This window comes from Microbacterium sp. Kw_RZR3 (assembly GCF_029222405.1).
Taxonomy (GTDB): Bacteria; Actinomycetota; Actinomycetes; order Actinomycetales; family Microbacteriaceae; genus Microbacterium.
Genome location: NZ_JARHXC010000245.1, coordinates 1 through 14,967, shown reverse-complemented (window position 1 = coordinate 14,967; position 14,967 = coordinate 1). Strand labels below are relative to the sequence as shown.

The window sequence follows — 14,967 nt, the reverse complement described above, 5'->3', positions numbered from 1 at the left end:
GTTCACACGATGGTCTTCGCGGCGTAACCCGCCACCCGGGGTCGAACCTTCAGCATGAGACAACCGCGTCAGACGACGCGGCGCCCCTCCCCCGGAAGGCGATCCGATGTCTCGACCCGTGCGCGTGCTGTCGCTCTACGAAGGATTCTTCGCGGGAGGCGCGCGGATCCTGCACTCCGATGTCGTCGCGAGCCTGGCGGCATCCGGCGGTCAAGAGCATCATGTCCTGTCGCTGACCTCCGCGGCCCGTCGCGACGCGTCCCTGCAGGACGCCCGGGATGACACGCGCTACCGCCGTCTGCGCGAAGCGGGGGTCGGGATTACCGCGTTCGAGCGCGTCGCCGGCGATCGACCGATCACACCCGACGCGTTCAGCGCTGCCGAGCTCGACCACGCCGCCGCGCTCTTCGACGAGGCCGACATCGTGCTGTCTTTGAAGGAGCAGCCCCTGAGCCTGGTCCTCGCGCTCGAGAAGGCAGGCCTGCTCCCCGTTCGTCCGACGGCCGCGTGCCTGCACCGCTCCGACCCCACCCACTCCGGACCGGCTCTGGGATGGCTGACGGATGCCGCCGCCGCGGGCATCGTGTCGGCGACGATCTCGTGCGCGGCCTCCACGTCCGACGCGTACGCCCGCGCCGGTGTCGCCGCCGGCGACGCCTGGATCATCGACAACGGCATCGACACGCGACGGTTCCGGCCGGGGACACGGTTCGAGCGTCTGCGGATCCGCGAGGGTCTCGGCATCCCGGAGTCGGCGCACGTCGTCCTGCTGGCGGCGCGGTTCGACGCGATGAAGGATCCGGGCCTGTTCCTCGCGGCGGTGGCGCGGCACGCGCGGCGCTTCCCCGACACGCACTACGTCATGTGCGGCTCGGGAATGACTCGCGACAACGTCGGATTCACCTCTCTCGTCGCCGAGAGCGGCATCCCGGACGGAGCGCACCTCCACGCCCTCGGACTCCGCGAGGACATGCCGCAGCTGTACCGGATCGCCGACGTGGTGGCGCTCACGAGTGCCTTCGGCGAGGCCTCACCGCTCTGCCTGGCCGAGGGGGCGGCATCCGGGGCCATCCCCGTGACCACCGACGTCGGCGACGCCGCTCGCGTCGTCGAGGGCTTCGGCCTCGTCACTCCGCGCGACGCGGACGCGATCGCCGGCACCTGGGCGCACGCTCTCGCCCACCGCGGCGCGCTCCGCGCAGCCGCGATCCGCGCGCGGGGTCGTCTCGACCGACGCCGGATGGTCGACGAGTATCGCGAGGCGATCTCGGGCCTGCTGCTCCGGGACGCGCTCGCCGCGTAACCGAGTCGGGTCGCGCGAGGTGCCGTCCCGGCGCTGAGTGTCCCAAACACCCGGACGATTTTTCCGACCGTCCGGGTGTTTCGGACACTGGAGCAGCACGCGGAGCGCCCGTGCTGCTCAGGCGGGCATCCACGCGGCGATCGCGATCACCACGATCACGAGCAGCGCGACCGCGGCCTGAACGCACAGGAGGACGGCGAACAGGTAGCCCTGGTACGAGCCCTTGCGTCCCGTGAAGCCGTTGACCAGCAGGGCCGCGAAGATCGCGACCTGGAACGCGATGCCGATCCATGCCCACGCCGCGACGATCGGGACCGAGAACGCGAACAGCACGATCGCGATCAGGGCGAGGAGCCCGGATGCCAGGAGCCAGGCCTTGCGATTCGGGTTCTGCACGGCTTCCTGGTTCAACACCCGGTTCGGGTCGTGGCGGGGGCCGGTCATGGCGGCGTCCTTTCCGTGGGGAGGGGCCACCGTAGGCCTGTCGAGCGGAACGAGCTGAGCGGGTTGACAGGCTCCGGACACGACTGCCACCGGTCCCTTCGACAGGCTCAGGGACCTCCGCCGCGAGGGACGTGCGGCCGGACCGCGCCGCGGTTGCCGCCGGTCCCTTCGACAGGCTCAGGGACCTCCGCCGCGAGGGACGTGCGGCCGCAGCGCGCCGCGGTTGCCACCGGTCCCTTCGACGAGCTCAGGGACCTCCGCCGCGAGGGACGTGCGACCGGACCGCGCCGCGGTTGCCACCGGTCCCTTCGACGAGCTCAGGGACCTCCGCCGCGAGGGACGTGCGGCCGCAGCGCGCCGCGGTTGCCGTCGGTCCCTTCGACAGGCTCAGGGACCTCCACGCGGCAGGGACCTCGCCGCGACGGCGACCCGGCCGGAACGCGAGGTGGCTGAGCCCGTCGATGCCACCGTGCCCTCCGACGGGCGCCGCACCATAGACGGCGGGCGACACCCGCGCCATCCCCGCAGCCGACCCGGGAAAGCGTGTCTACAGTGAGGCATGACCGCGCGCATCCTCTCGATCGGCACGGCCCTGCCCGAAACGCGCGTCGACCAGGCCACGCTCCGCGACCTCTTCGCGGCCCAGCCCGGGTTCGACCGGAAAGCGCAGCGGCTGGTCGGCGCGGCCTTCGACGCGGCGGCGATCGACACGCGGCACGTCGTCCTCCCCCAGCTCGCCGGCGAGGGCGGCGGAGCCCTCGGTGTCCGCGACGGCGACACCCTGCTGATGCCCCCGACCGGCGCCCGCAATGACGAGTACCGCCGCACCGCGCCGACGCTCTTCGCCGAGGCCTCGCGCACCGCGATCGCCGGGTCGGGGCGGACGCCGGATGCCATCACCCACGTCGTGACCGTCTCGTGCACCGGCATGTTCGCGCCCGGCCCCGACTACCGGCTCGTCCGCGACCTGGGTCTCGCCACCACGGTCGAGCGGTACCACCTCGGATTCATCGGGTGCGCCGCGGCGATCCCCGCGCTGCGCCTGGCCGCGCGCATCGTCGCCGCCGACGCCGACGCCGTCGTGCTGGTGGCGTGCGCCGAGCTGTGCTCTCTGCACTGGCAGACCTCGTCGCACCCCGATCAGATCGTCGCCGCCTCGGTGTTCGCCGACGGTGCCGCTGCGGCGGTCGTGGCATCCGCGGATCCCGGGCACGAGGGCTTCGACCTCGACGGCTTCGCCACCCACCTCACGGGCGAAGGCGAACGCGACATGGCGTGGACCGTCGGCGACTCGGGCTTCGCGATGACGCTGACGCCCGAGGTCCCGCGCATCATCGGCCGAGAGATCGTCGGCATCGCCGCCGACGTGATCGGCGACCTCGACGGGATCGACGCGTGGGCCGTTCATCCCGGGGGCCGCAGCATCCTCGACCGCGTCGAGACCGCCCTGGATCTGGATGCCGGCGCCCTCGCGCCCTCGCGAGAGGTCCTGCGCGCGCACGGCAACATGTCGAGCGCGACCCTGCTGTTCATCCTGCGCGACCTCCTCGCCGAGCCCTCGCGCGACGACGGCGACCGCGTGGCCGCGCTGGCCTTCGGCCCGGGGCTGACCGTGGAGGCGGCGCGTCTGACGCTGCGCCGTTCGTGACCCGCGCACGGGGAGCGTGGCGAGGGCTCGCCGAGCGTGACACCGCCCTCACCGAGCTGATGGACGACCCCGACTGCGACCCCCGCGCCCTCGCCGCGACGTACCGCCGGTTCGACCTCGTGAACCGGCTCGTCTCGGCGTGGGGCCACGTGTACCGCTCGCGCGTGCGCCCCGAGCTGCGCGCGCTCGGCCGCCCCGCCCGCGTTCTCGATCTCGGATGCGGCGGCGGTGACGTGGTGGTGCGCCTCGCGACCCTCGCCGCGCGCGACGGCCTCGACGTCGAGTGGGTGGGGGCCGACCCCGATCCCCGGGCGCTCGAGGCGGCACGCGAGAGAGAACGACCCGGGGTCCGCTTCGTCGCACAGGGGTCACGCGAGCTGATCGCCGCCGGCGAGCGCTTCGACGTCGTGCTCTCGAACCACGTCCTGCACCACCTCGACGCCGGGGCGCTGCAGCGGTTCGCCGACGACTCGCTCACACTGTCGCGCGGACCCGTGCTGCACGGCGACATCGCCCGCGGCCGGCTCGCCTACGCGCTGTACGCCGTCGGCATCACGCCGCTGTCGGCGGGAACCTTCCTGCGGGTCGACGGACTCCGCTCCATCCGCCGCAGTCACCGGGCGCCCGAGCTGGCCGAAGCCCTCGGCTCTCCGTGGCACGTCGAGACTCCCGCGCCCTTCCGGGTGCTCGCCGTCGCGAGAGGGCGCGCGGATGCCTGAGGTCCTCGTCGTCGGGGCGGGCCCGGTCGGTCTCGCCCTCGCCGCCGACCTGCGCGCGCGGGCGGTCGAGGTCGACGTCGTCGAGAAGCGGACGGCGATCGGCGGGGGGACGCGGGCCATCGGCATCCACTCCCCCGCCCTCGCGCACCTCGAGGCCTCGGGCGCGACGGACGAGCTGCTCGGCCGCGCGGTGCGCATCGAACGCGGGGAGGCCCGCGCCGACGGGCGGCTGCTGGCCGAGATCCGCTTCGACCGGCTGCGCGCGCGACACCCGTACGTCGCCGCGCTCCCCCAGGCCGACACGGTCGACGTCCTCACCCGGCTCGCTCCGCCGGTCCGGCGCGGGGTCACCGTCACGGCGCTCGCCGACGACGGCGCGTCCGTGCGGGTGCGCGCCAGCGGGCCGCGCGGCGACGAGGAGATCCGGGCCCGGTTCGTCGTCGTGGCATCCGGGTGGGCGGGGAGAGACCTCGTCTACCGACCCGGTGCCGTGCGCACGCACCGATACCCCGACCGGTACGCGATGGCCGACGTCGTCGCTCCCGGCGGTCCCGTCGCGCGCGTCCACCTCGAACGCGCGGGCGTGCTCGAGTCATTCCCGCTCCCCGACGGTCACCGTCGTCTCGTGGCCTGGGCGGGCACGGACGAGATCCCGGATGCCACGGCCTTCCTCCGCCGCGCCGTCGCCGACCGGGCCGGGCTCGACGTCGACATCCCCGCGGCGACGACCTTCCGCGTCCGCCGCGCCGTGGCTCCCGCGCTCCGGCGCGGCCGCGTGATCGTCGTCGGCGACGCGGCGCACGAGGTCAGCCCGATCGGCGGTCAGGGCATGAACCTCGGACTGCTCGACGCGCTGACCCTCGCCCCTCTGCTCTCGCGCTGGCTCCGGACGGACGCGCCGGACGGGCTCCCCCGATGGGAGCGCGATCGTCTCGCGTCGGCGAGGCACGCGGCCCGCCTGGCCGCGCTCAACACGTTCCTCGGGCGGGCGCTCGGCCCGTCCGCACACGCGGCCAAGACGGCGGCGCTGCGCACGGTCCTCCGCGGGCCGGGCGGCGCCGCCTTCACGCGCGCGTACGCGATGCAGGGGGATCGGGCCGCCCGCAGCTGAGCCGTACCTTGGCGCGGGCGCGATGCCGGCCGCGACACGGCGCCCGGGCCGCGGGTCAGTCGAGGTGGAAGATCTCGGGGAGCTCGTGCCACCACTCGCCCTCGCGCCGGTCGGGCACGGGGCTCTGCAGGGGTTCTTGCACCGACCACCAGCGTTGCGTCTCGGGGTCCGCCGCGATCGCCGCCATGTCGGCCTCGTAGTCGTCGCCGACGTACTCGTAGTACGCGAACAGCAGCTCGCCGTAGCGATAGATCGAGTAGTTGCGGATGTTGCTGCGCGTGAGCCGCTCGAGCACACCGGGCCAGACGGCGGCGTGATACCGCTCGTACTCTTCGCGGTTCTCGGGCGAGACACCGATGACGGACGCGAACCTTCTCATTCGTTCTCCTTCGAAGCGGCACGGTCACCGGCACGGGGGTGACCGGGCGAAGCCGGTCGACCAGCTGCGGCGGCATCAGGTTCGTCCCGACGATACATCATATGAATGACGACCTCGTCCACCGGAGGAGGAGTTCCAGATCAGTCGGCGATGCCCAGCCGGAGCGCGTCGAGACGGTAGAACTCTGCCGCCGTGCGCCCCAGGACTCGCTCGCGGGCGTCGGCGTCGAGCTCGTCGAAGAGGGGGCGCAAACCGTTCCACACCCGCGTGTACCCGCCGGAGAGGACCGAGATCGGCCAGTCCCCGCCGTACATCAGGCGGTGCGGCCCGAACATCTCGAGAGCCCGGTCGACGAACGGGCGGATCTGGTCGGTCGTCCACGCCGAGCTGTCGCCCGTCGCCGAGTACAGTCCACTCACCTTGGCGTACACGTTCGCGTTCTCCGCGGCGGCACTCATCAGACGACCCCACTCCGCCCCGTCGCTCACGCCGATCGGCGGCTTCGCGAGGTGGTCGATCACCATCCGCAGGCGGGGATGGCGAGCGGCGACCAGTGGGACGATCTCGACGTGGCGCGGGAGCACGGCGACCACGTCGAAGGACAGACCGCGCTCTTCCAGCAGCCCCAGGGAGGCGTCGACGTCCGGCCGCAGGAGCCAGTCGGGGTCGGGCTGGTTGTGGATGAGGGTGCGGACGCCGACCATGAGCGGGTCGCCGTCCCACGACGCGAGCGTGCGAGCCGTCGCCTCCGGATCCTCGAGCGGGGCGTACCCGACGATGCCGGCCACCTCGGGGTGGGCCGCAGCCGACTCGCGCATCAGCTGCGTGTCCTCCGGATTGTCGGCCGACTGCACCTGCACGGTGAAGTCGATACCGGCCGCGCGCAGCTCTGGGGCGACGTCGGCGAACGTCATGACCCCGTCGATCGGGGCGGCGTCCGGCGTGAGCCAGTCGTACTCGGCGCGGGACGGGTCCCACACGTGCTGATGGGCGTCGATCACGGGAAAGGTCATGCGTGCCTCCTCGGGCGGGTTCGGACAATCATCATCGGAGGTTTTCGCCACCGACGGGGGTGTTTCGAGCGGAATCGGCCGAATTCCTCCGATGAATCCTTGCAGTCCGTAGACTGACCGCCATGACCGACGACTTCGTCTCCGCACCGCGTTCCCAGACGGACGTCGTCATCGACGGCATCAAGACGATGCTGACGCGAGGGGAGCTCGGTCCCGGGTCGCGCCTGCCGATCGAGAAAGATCTGGCGGCGCAACTCGGCGTCTCGCGCGGCTCGCTGCGCGAGGGCGTCCGGGCGCTCGCGACGCTCGGGGTCCTCGAGACGCGACAGGGCGACGGCACGTACGTGACGGCGCTCGACCCCCGCACCCTGCTGAGCCCGCTCGGCTTCCTCGCCGACCTCCAGCAGCCCGCCCACGCCGCCGACCTGCTGGCGGTGCGACGAATGCTCGAGGCCGAGACCGTCTCGCTCGCCGCCACGCGTCTCACCGACGAGGAGCTGCAGCAGCTCGACCGGACGCTCGGGGTCGTCGACACGATCCTCGAGAACGAGCCCGACATGGACCTCGAGGGCTTCATCGACGCCGACACCGAGTTCCACCGCATCATCGCCCGAGCGAGCGGCAATCCCGCGCTGGCCGCCATCATCGACACGCTCGTGGGGCGCACGTTCCGCGCGCGACTCTGGCGCGCCATCACGCACCGCGGGTCGGTGCGCGAGACGCAGGCCGAGCACCGGGCGATCCTCGACGAACTCGTCCGTCGGGATCCCGCCCGGGCTCGCATCCGCATGCAGGTGCACCTCCTGGGCGTCGAGGAGTTCAGCGCCGCACACGCGGACGAAGACCCCGAAGCCCAATAGCCGTCACCGGCTCGCCCAGTACGTTCCCTCAGGGAAGGTGTACTCGGCCAGAGACGCGTCGTACATCTCGGCGCTGTAACCGGGCAGCGAGGGGAGCACGTACGCGCCGTTCTCGACGATGCACGGGTCGACGAAGTGCTCGTGCAGGTGGTCGACGAACTCGGTGACGCGGTTCTCGAGCGTCCCGGACACGCACACGAAGTCAAAGATCGACAGGTGCTGCACGAGCTCGCACAGACCGACGCCGCCGGCGTGCGGGCACACCGGCACTCCGAACTTCGCCGCCATCAGGTAGACCGCGATGATCTCGTTGACGCTCGCGAGGCGGGCGGAGTCGAGCTGGCAGAAGTCGATCGCCTCGGCCTGGAACATCTGCTTGAACAGCACCCGGTTCATCCCGTGCTCGCCGGTCGCGACCCCGATCGGGGCGACGGCCTTGCGCACCGCGGCGTGCCCGAGAACGTCGTCGGGGCTCGTGGGCTCTTCGATCCACAGCGGCTTGAACTCGGCGAGGTGGCTCATCCACTCGATCGCCTCGGGGACGTCCCAGACCTGGTTCGCGTCGATCATCAGGTTGGCATCCCACCCGATCACCTCTCGCGCGATGCGCAGACGCCGGATGTCGTCGTCGAGGCTCGCGCCGACCTTGAGCTTGACGTGGCGGTACCCCTCGTCGACGGCCTCCTGCAGCAGACGCCGCAACTTGTCGTCGCTGTACCCGAGCCAGCCGGCACTCGTGGTGTAGCAGGGGTAGCCGCCGCGGCCCTCGAGCTCGGCGATGCGCGCGGCGCGCGTGGGAGCGAGCTCGGTCAGGATGCCGATGGCCTCCTCGCGCGTGAGGGCGTCCGACAGGTAGCGCATGTCGGCGACGTCGACGAGCTGCTCCGGGGTCATGTCGGCCAGCAGGCGCCAGAGGGGCTTCTGGGCGACCCGTGCGGCGAGATCCCACATGGCGTTCATGACCGCGGCCATGCCGAGGTGGACAACGCCCTTCTCGGGACCGAGCCAACGCAACTGCGAGTCGGAGGCGAGTTCGCGGTAGACGCCCCCGAGGTCGGCGACGGCATCTTCGACCGAGCGTCCGACGAGGGGCAGTCCACGCTGACGCGCCGCCTCCACGCACAGGTCGTTGCCGCGCCCGATGGTGAAGGTGAAGCCGTACCCCTTCAGGTCGGGGTCGTCGGTGTGCACCACCACGTAGGCGGCGGAGTAGTCGCCGTCCTTGTTCATGGCATCCGACCCGTCCATGCTGAGCGAGGTCGGAAAGCGCACGTCGTGCGCGGTGACGGCGGTGATCGTGGTCATGCGTCTTCCTGGGAGATGAGGCCGGCCTCGGCGAGGTCGAGCCAGAGGTCGTCGGGGATGGGGGTGGCGGCGCGATCGAGGTTCTGCGTCACTTGGCGGCGTCCTCGCGCGCCGAGCACGACGGACACGACCGCGGGATGCCGCAGGGCGAAGGCCACCGCGACGTCGGGCAGGGTCACCCCGTGGCGCTCGCTGACGTCGGCGATCGCGTTCGCCCGCGCGATGAGCTCCGGGGGCGCGGGCTGGTAGTCGTAGGTCGCGTCCGCCGGCGGACGCGGGGCGCTGAGGAGGCCGGAGTTGAAGACCCCGGCGGCGACGACGCCGACTCCGCGCTCCTGGGCGAGCGGCAGAAGCTCTGCGGCAGCGGAGTCGTCGAGGAGCGTGTACCGCCCCGCACACATCACGACGTCGATGTCGGCGCGCCGGATGAGCTCGGCGAGCGGGTCGGCCGCGTTCATCCCGGCACCGACGGCCGAGACGACCCCCTGCTCGCGCAGCTCGATGAGCGCGCCGATGCCCTCGGTGGACGCCTGCGCGAAGTGATCGTCGGGATCGTGCAGGTAGAGGATGTCGAACCGGTCGAGTCCCGTACGCCGCAGGGAGTCCTCGACCGAGCGCAAGATGCCGTCGCGACTGAAGTCCCACCTGCGGACGACGTCGCGCGGCACGTCGAAGCCCTCGTCATCGCGCAGATCCGCGGTCTCGGGGCTCGACTCGAGCACGCGCCCGACCTTGGTCGAGATCACGAACTCGTCGCGAGGCCGGTTCGCGAGACGCGCCCCCAGGCGACGCTCCGACAGGCCGAGTCCGTAGTGGGGGGCCGTGTCGAAGTACCGGATACCGCCGACCCACGCCGCGTCGACGGACTCGTCCGCCTCGGCCTCGGTGGTCTCGCGGTAGAGGTTGCCCAGTTGGGCGGCACCCAGACCGATCTCAGTGAGCGGTGTTCCGTGCCGCAGTGCACGCGTTCGCATGGAGCCTCCTTCGTCTCGCTGAGCGTACACGACATTCATCCGATGACTGAGCCATATTTACCGCGCGCCGCCCGCGCCTTAGCGGCTTGACATCGCACTCCTTGCCATAAACACCGCTTTCTGGCCTGTTACTGGTGGCGAAACCAAGACATATGACCACCTGTGGTGCATGATGGATGCGAGAGTCATCTGATCTTTAGGAGAGTCAATGTTGACAGCAGCCTACGTGGGCGATCACACGATCGACGTCCGGCAGGCAGATGCCACCCCTCCCGGTCCCGGCCAGGTGCAGATCCGCGTGGCCTACACCGGCCTCTGCGGGACGGACCTGCACATCCTGCACGGCTCGATGGACGCGCGGGTGCAGACGCCACTCGTCTTCGGTCACGAGATGAGCGGCACGATCGCTTCCCTCGGCGAGGGCGTCGAAGGATGGGCGGTCGGCGACGGGGTCACCGTGATGCCGCTCGCGTGGGACGGAACCTGCCCCGCCTGCCGCGCCGGCAACCAGCACATCTGTCAGAACCTCGATTTCATCGGCATCGACTCCCCCGGCTCGCTCCAGGGGCTGTGGAACGTGCCGGTCGAGACGCTCGTGCGTCTGCCGGAGGGGATCGCACTGGATCACGCCGCCCTCGTCGAGCCCATCGCCGTCGCCGTGCACGACGTGCGCCGCGCCGAGCTCGCGCCCGGCGACAAGGCCGTGGTCATCGGCGGTGGCCCGATCGGCGTCCTCATCGCGTGCGTCGCCCGCCATGTCGGCGCCGAGGTGCTCGTGATCGAGCTCGACGAGAAGCGCCGCGCGCAGATCGAGGAGCTCGGCTTCGCCACCCTCGATCCCCGCGAGCGCGACCAGGTCGCCGTGGTCGAGGAGTGGACCGGGGGCGCGGGAGCCGACGTCGTGTTCGAGGTCTCGGGAGCGGCTGCCGCCGTTCGCGGTGCCACGGGCCTGGCGAAAGTGCGCGGCACCATCGTGGTCGTCGCCATCCATCCGACTCCGCGTGAGATCGACCTGCAGCGGATGTTCTGGCGCGAGCTGCGCCTGCTCGGCGCGCGCGTCTACCAACGTCCCGACTTCGAGACCGCCGTCGAGCTCGTCGCCGGCGGTGTGATCCCCACCGATCTGCTCATCACCCGCATCGTGCCGCTCAGCGCCACCGCCGAGGCCTTCGCCGACCTCGAGGCCGGCCGCGCGATGAAGATCCTCGTCGACGTGGAGGGCCAGGCATGAGCGGGCTGTTCTCCCTCGAAGGCACGACCGCCGTCGTCACGGGCGCCCGACGCGGGATCGGCTTCGCGATGGCGCTCGGCCTCGCCGAGGCGGGGGCCGACATCATCGGGGTCAGTGCCTCGCAATCGACGTCGGGCAGCGAGATCGAACGCGCGGTGACGGCCACCGGTCGCTCCTTCACCGGAATCGCGTGCGACTTCGGCGACCCGTCGGCGGTCGACGCGCTGGCGGCGGAGCTTTCCGGACGCCATATCGACATCCTCGTCAACAACGCCGGCACGATCGAGCGCGCCCCCGCCGCCGTCCACCCTCTCGACGCATGGGACCGCGTGCTGCAGATCAACCTGAGCAGCCAGTTCCGGCTCACGCAGGCCGTGGCGCAGCAGATGCTCGAACGCGGTCGGGGCAAGATCATCTTCACCGCTTCGCTGCTCAGCTTCCAGGGCGGCATCAACGTCCCCGGCTACACGGCGGCCAAGTCGGGCATCGCCGGGCTCACGAAGGCCCTCGCGAACGAGTGGGCGTCGAAGGGCGTCAACGTCAATGCGATCGCGCCGGGCTACATCGCCACCGACAACACCGAAGCCCTGCGCGCCGACAGCGCCCGCTCGACTGCCATCCTCGACCGCATCCCGGCGGGGCGCTGGGGCGAGGCATCCGATCTCGCCGGGGCGACGGTGTTCCTCGCCTCCCGCGCCTCGGACTACGTGTCGGGCATCACGCTCCCGGTCGATGGAGGATGGCTCGGACGATGACGGACTCTTCACGATCGTTGACCGAACGCATCAACACCGTCGGTATCGTCCCGGTCGTGGTGCTCGACGACGCCGACCGCGCGTACGACCTGGCCCTCGCCCTCCGCGACGGGGGCGTCGGCTGTGCGGAGTTCACCCTCCGCACGCCCGCCGGTCTCGCCGCGATCGCCGCGACAGCGGGCATCGAGGGATTCCTCGCGGGCGCGGGCACCGTCCTGACCACGGAGCAAGCGGATGCCGCGATCGACGCGGGCGCGACCTTCGCCGTCACGCCGGGGTACGACCCCGCGATCGCCGACCGGCTGCGCGCCGGCGGCGTCGCGGTCGTGCCGGGAGTGGCCACGCCCACCGAGGTCCAGCGGGCCCTGTCCGACGGGTTCACGGACGTGAAGGTCTTCCCCGCCGGGCACCTCGGGGGCGCGAGCTACCTCGATGCCCTGCACGGACCGTTCCCCGGTATGCGATTCGTGCCGAGCGGCGGCGTCTCGCCCGACAGTCTCGGCGACTACCTCCGTCGTCCGTGGGTGCTCGCGGCGAGCGGCAGCTGGATGGTTCCGCGCGACGCGATCGCGCGCGGCGATTTCGACGCGATCGCGGCGGCAGCCGCCGACTGCGCCCGCATCCGCGACGACGCACGGTCCGCCCGATGAGCCGCGTCGTCACGCTCGGCGAGAGCATGGGGCTCGTCCTCGGTGCCGGTGTCGGGGGCTGGGAGCACCAGTCGCAGGCGCACGTCGCGACCGGCGGGGCCGAGGGGAACACCGCGATCGGACTCGCCCGCCTCGGGATCCCCGTGACGTGGCTCGGCCGCGTCGGCGATGACGCTCTGGGGCGTCGCGTGGTGGGAGACCTGCGTTCGGAGGGCGTCGAGGTCCGAGCCCTGGTCGACACCGGCGCGCCCACCGGTCTCATGCTCAAGTCGACGCCGCGCGCGGGGGCCACGACCGTCGACTACTACCGCCGCGGCAGCGCGGGGAGCCGTCTCGAGGCCGCCGACCTCGACGGGCTTCCCCTCTCCGCCGGCGACATCCTGCACGTGACCGGTGTCACGCTCGCCCTCTCGGAGTCGGCGCGCGACGCCGTGGTCGTCGCGGTCGACCGTGCTCGCGCAGCCGGCGCCCTGGTGTCGTTCGCCGTGAACCACCGCAGCCGTCTCTGGGCCCACGCCGAGGCCGTCGCCGCGTACGCGCACGTGATCGCCCGCGCCGACATCGTCTTCGCGAGCGACGACGAAGCCCGGATGCTGCACGCGCACACGGCTCCGGAAGACCTCGCCCGCGCGCTGGCCGCGGCCGGTCCCGCCGAGGCCGTCGTCACCCTCGGCGGCGACGGGGCCGTCGCGGTCGTCGACGGCGACCTCCATCGCGTGGCCGCCGTCCCGATCACCCCCGTCGACACCGTCGGCGCCGGTGACGCGTTCGCCGCCGGATACCTGTCCGAGCGCCTCCTCGGCGGCGACGCCGCGACCCGCCTGCGCACGGCATCGCTGGCCGGCGCGTACGCCTGCCTGCATCCCGGCGACTGGCAGGGCGGCATCCGACGATCCGAGCTCGACGGCGCGGCATCCGCCGACCCCGTCACCCGCTGAACCATCCACCCCAAGGAGAACCCATGACCTTCGCTCGACTCGGTGACCCCGGCGCCGAGATCCCCGTCCTGCGCCACGACGGTGCCGTGTACGACCTGCGGCCGCTGACCGCCGACATCAACGGGGCGTTCCTCGCCGCCGACGGTCTGGCCCGCGCGCGTGCCGCGGCCGCACGCGGCGAGCTGACACCGCTCGCCGATGCCGACGCCCTCCGTGTCGGAGCGCCGATCGCCGCCCCGGGCAAGATCGTGTGCATCGGGCTGAACTACCACGACCACGCGGCCGAGACAGGTGCCGCGGTGCCCGCCGAGCCGGTCGTCTTCATGAAAGACCCCTCGACCATCGTCGGCCCCTTCGACGACGTGCTCATCCCGCGCGGATCGACGAAGACCGACTGGGAGGTCGAGCTCGGGGTCGTGATCGGAACGACCGCGCGCTACCTCTCCTCGCCCGACGAGGCGCTCGCCCACGTGGCGGGATACGTCGTCTCGCACGACGTCTCCGAGCGCGAGTTCCAGCTCGAGCGCGGCGGCCAGTGGGACAAGGGCAAGAGCTGCGAGACATTCAACCCCCTCGGACCCGAACTCGTGCCGGCATCCGACATCGAAGACCCGCAGGCTCTCGGCCTGCGCCTCTCGGTGAACGGCGTCGAACGGCAGAACGGCTCGACCTCGGCGCAGATCTTCCCGGTCGCGTACGTCGTCTGGTACCTGTCGCAGTTCATGGTGCTGCGCCCGGGCGACCTGGTGAACACGGGGACCCCCGCGGGCGTGGCCATGGGGCTCCCGGACATGCCCTATCTTCGAGCCGGCGACGTGGTGGAGCTCGAGATCGACGGTCTCGGCCGCGCGCGTCAGACGATGGTGCAGGCATGAGCGCCGGCGAGTTCGACGGTCTGTCCGTCGTCGTGACCGGCGGAGCCTCGGGCATCGGACTGGCGACGGCACAGGCGTTCGCCGCGCGGGGCGCACGGGTGGCGGTGCTCGACCTGGTCACCGATCATCTCGACGAGGGCCTGACCGGATTCGGGGCGGACGTCACCGACCGGGACTCCGTGGATGCCGCCCTGGCCGCCGTCGCGGACCGATTCGGCGGCGTCGACGTGCTGGTGAACAGCGCGGGTGTGAGCTGCGTGGGAACCGTCGAGGAGGCCACCGAGGCCGACTGGGACCGTGTGCTGAACATCAACGTGCGCGGCACCGCCCGCGCGTGCGCCGCAGCACTCCCGTACCTCAAGCGCTCGGAGCACGCGTCGATCGTCAACGTGTGCTCGATCGGGGCGCTCAACGGCCTCCCCCAGCGCGCCGTCTACAACGCTTCGAAGGGAGCGATCCTCTCGCTCACCTACGCGATGGCGACCGACCATGTGCGCGAGGGCGTGCGGGTGAACTGCGTGAGCCCCGGCACGGTGTCGACGCCCTTCGTCGAGCGGATGCTGCAGAACTTCCCCGACCCGGTCGCCGAGCGTGCCGCGCTCGACGCCCGCCAGGCGACGGGCCGCATGGTCACGCCCGACGAGGTCGCCGGGGCGATCCTGTACCTCGCGAGCCCGCTGTCGGGGTCGACCACGGGCACGGCCCTCGAGGTCGACGGCGGCGTGACGCACCTCCGGGTGCGCCCGCAGTAGTCCGCGGTCC

16 protein-coding genes are annotated in these 14,967 nt (G+C 71.8%); 11 read left to right on the top strand and 5 right to left on the bottom strand.

The genetic code is table 11. The annotated features are described in order from the left end of the window. Positions 1 to 106 precede the first annotated feature (106 nt). A complete protein-coding gene (locus P2P98_RS13720) occupies positions 107 to 1,303 on the top strand; it encodes a glycosyltransferase (RefSeq protein WP_275800594.1) in 1,197 nt (398 codons plus the stop codon). 117 nt (positions 1,304 to 1,420) lie between these two features. On the opposite strand, the gene P2P98_RS13715 is transcribed toward P2P98_RS13720, so the two are convergent. Then, the gene (locus tag P2P98_RS13715; protein WP_275800593.1) at positions 1,421 to 1,747 is read right to left on the bottom strand and encodes a hypothetical protein; all 327 of its coding nucleotides are present in this window, start codon (positions 1,745 to 1,747) and stop codon (positions 1,421 to 1,423) included. Positions 1,748 to 2,306: 559 nt separating this feature from the next. On the opposite strand from P2P98_RS13715, the gene P2P98_RS13710 reads away from it, so the two are divergent. From P2P98_RS13710 to P2P98_RS13700, 3 genes are read left to right on the top strand one after another with little or no spacing between them, the layout of a single operon-like run. Then, positions 2,307 to 3,395 (top strand): type III polyketide synthase, encoded by a 1,089-nt coding sequence (locus tag P2P98_RS13710; protein WP_275800591.1) that lies wholly within the window; start codon positions 2,307 to 2,309, stop codon positions 3,393 to 3,395. Next, a complete protein-coding gene (locus tag P2P98_RS13705) occupies positions 3,392 to 4,114 on the top strand; it encodes a methyltransferase domain-containing protein (protein WP_275800589.1) in 723 nt (240 codons plus the stop codon). The genes P2P98_RS13710 and P2P98_RS13705 overlap by 4 nt, the downstream gene beginning before the upstream one ends. Further along, positions 4,107 to 5,225, top strand: coding sequence for an NAD(P)/FAD-dependent oxidoreductase (locus tag P2P98_RS13700; RefSeq protein WP_275800587.1), 1,119 nt, complete (start codon positions 4,107 to 4,109; stop codon positions 5,223 to 5,225). The genes P2P98_RS13705 and P2P98_RS13700 overlap by 8 nt, the downstream gene beginning before the upstream one ends. A gap of 55 nt (positions 5,226 to 5,280) precedes the next feature. Here P2P98_RS13700 and P2P98_RS13695 read toward each other — a convergent pair whose 3' ends face one another. Both P2P98_RS13695 and P2P98_RS13690 read right to left on the bottom strand, forming a co-directional pair. Continuing rightward, positions 5,281 to 5,604, bottom strand: a complete 324-nt coding sequence (locus tag P2P98_RS13695; protein ID WP_275800586.1) for an L-rhamnose mutarotase — start codon at positions 5,602 to 5,604, stop codon at positions 5,281 to 5,283. A 140-nt stretch (positions 5,605 to 5,744) separates the two neighbouring features. After that, positions 5,745 to 6,617: an amidohydrolase family protein gene (locus P2P98_RS13690; protein ID WP_275800584.1), complete on the bottom strand. Its 873-nt coding sequence runs from the start codon at positions 6,615 to 6,617 to the stop codon at positions 5,745 to 5,747. Between the two features lie 122 nt (positions 6,618 to 6,739). Here P2P98_RS13690 and P2P98_RS13685 point away from each other — a divergent pair, with 122 nt between their 5' ends. Then, positions 6,740 to 7,477 (top strand): FadR/GntR family transcriptional regulator, encoded by a 738-nt coding sequence (locus P2P98_RS13685; protein WP_058597079.1) that lies wholly within the window; start codon positions 6,740 to 6,742, stop codon positions 7,475 to 7,477. A gap of 3 nt (positions 7,478 to 7,480) precedes the next feature. Here P2P98_RS13685 and P2P98_RS13680 read toward each other — a convergent pair whose 3' ends face one another. Continuing rightward, positions 7,481 to 8,782 (bottom strand): L-fuconate dehydratase, encoded by a 1,302-nt coding sequence (locus tag P2P98_RS13680; protein ID WP_275800582.1) that lies wholly within the window; start codon positions 8,780 to 8,782, stop codon positions 7,481 to 7,483. Next, positions 8,779 to 9,756 (bottom strand): aldo/keto reductase, encoded by a 978-nt coding sequence (locus P2P98_RS13675; protein WP_275800580.1) that lies wholly within the window; start codon positions 9,754 to 9,756, stop codon positions 8,779 to 8,781. Before P2P98_RS13675 ends, P2P98_RS13680 begins: the two co-directional genes overlap by 4 nt. Before the next feature lie 208 nt (positions 9,757 to 9,964). On the opposite strand from P2P98_RS13675, the gene P2P98_RS13670 reads away from it, so the two are divergent. Genes P2P98_RS13670 through P2P98_RS13645 form a run of 6 tightly spaced genes read left to right on the top strand, consistent with a single transcriptional unit; the run spans position 9,965 to position 14,957 of the window. Continuing rightward, positions 9,965 to 10,987: an alcohol dehydrogenase catalytic domain-containing protein gene (locus P2P98_RS13670; RefSeq protein WP_275800578.1), complete on the top strand. Its 1,023-nt coding sequence runs from the start codon at positions 9,965 to 9,967 to the stop codon at positions 10,985 to 10,987. Next, entirely contained in the window at positions 10,984 to 11,742 is a 759-nt protein-coding gene (locus P2P98_RS13665) for an SDR family oxidoreductase (protein ID WP_275800576.1), read from the top strand. The genes P2P98_RS13670 and P2P98_RS13665 overlap by 4 nt, the downstream gene beginning before the upstream one ends. After that, positions 11,739 to 12,392: a bifunctional 4-hydroxy-2-oxoglutarate aldolase/2-dehydro-3-deoxy-phosphogluconate aldolase gene (eda, locus tag P2P98_RS13660; protein ID WP_275800574.1), complete on the top strand. Its 654-nt coding sequence runs from the start codon at positions 11,739 to 11,741 to the stop codon at positions 12,390 to 12,392. Before P2P98_RS13665 ends, eda begins: the two co-directional genes overlap by 4 nt. Further along, positions 12,389 to 13,330 (top strand): sugar kinase, encoded by a 942-nt coding sequence (locus tag P2P98_RS13655; protein ID WP_275800573.1) that lies wholly within the window; start codon positions 12,389 to 12,391, stop codon positions 13,328 to 13,330. The genes eda and P2P98_RS13655 overlap by 4 nt, the downstream gene beginning before the upstream one ends. Positions 13,331 to 13,353: 23 nt before the next feature. Continuing rightward, positions 13,354 to 14,205 carry a fumarylacetoacetate hydrolase family protein gene (locus P2P98_RS13650; protein ID WP_275800572.1) on the top strand — a complete coding sequence of 284 codons (852 nt, stop codon included), beginning with the start codon at positions 13,354 to 13,356 and terminating at the stop codon, positions 14,203 to 14,205. Further along, a complete protein-coding gene (locus P2P98_RS13645) occupies positions 14,202 to 14,957 on the top strand; it encodes an SDR family oxidoreductase (protein ID WP_275800571.1) in 756 nt (251 codons plus the stop codon). Before P2P98_RS13650 ends, P2P98_RS13645 begins: the two co-directional genes overlap by 4 nt. Positions 14,958 to 14,967: the final 10 nt, after the last annotated feature.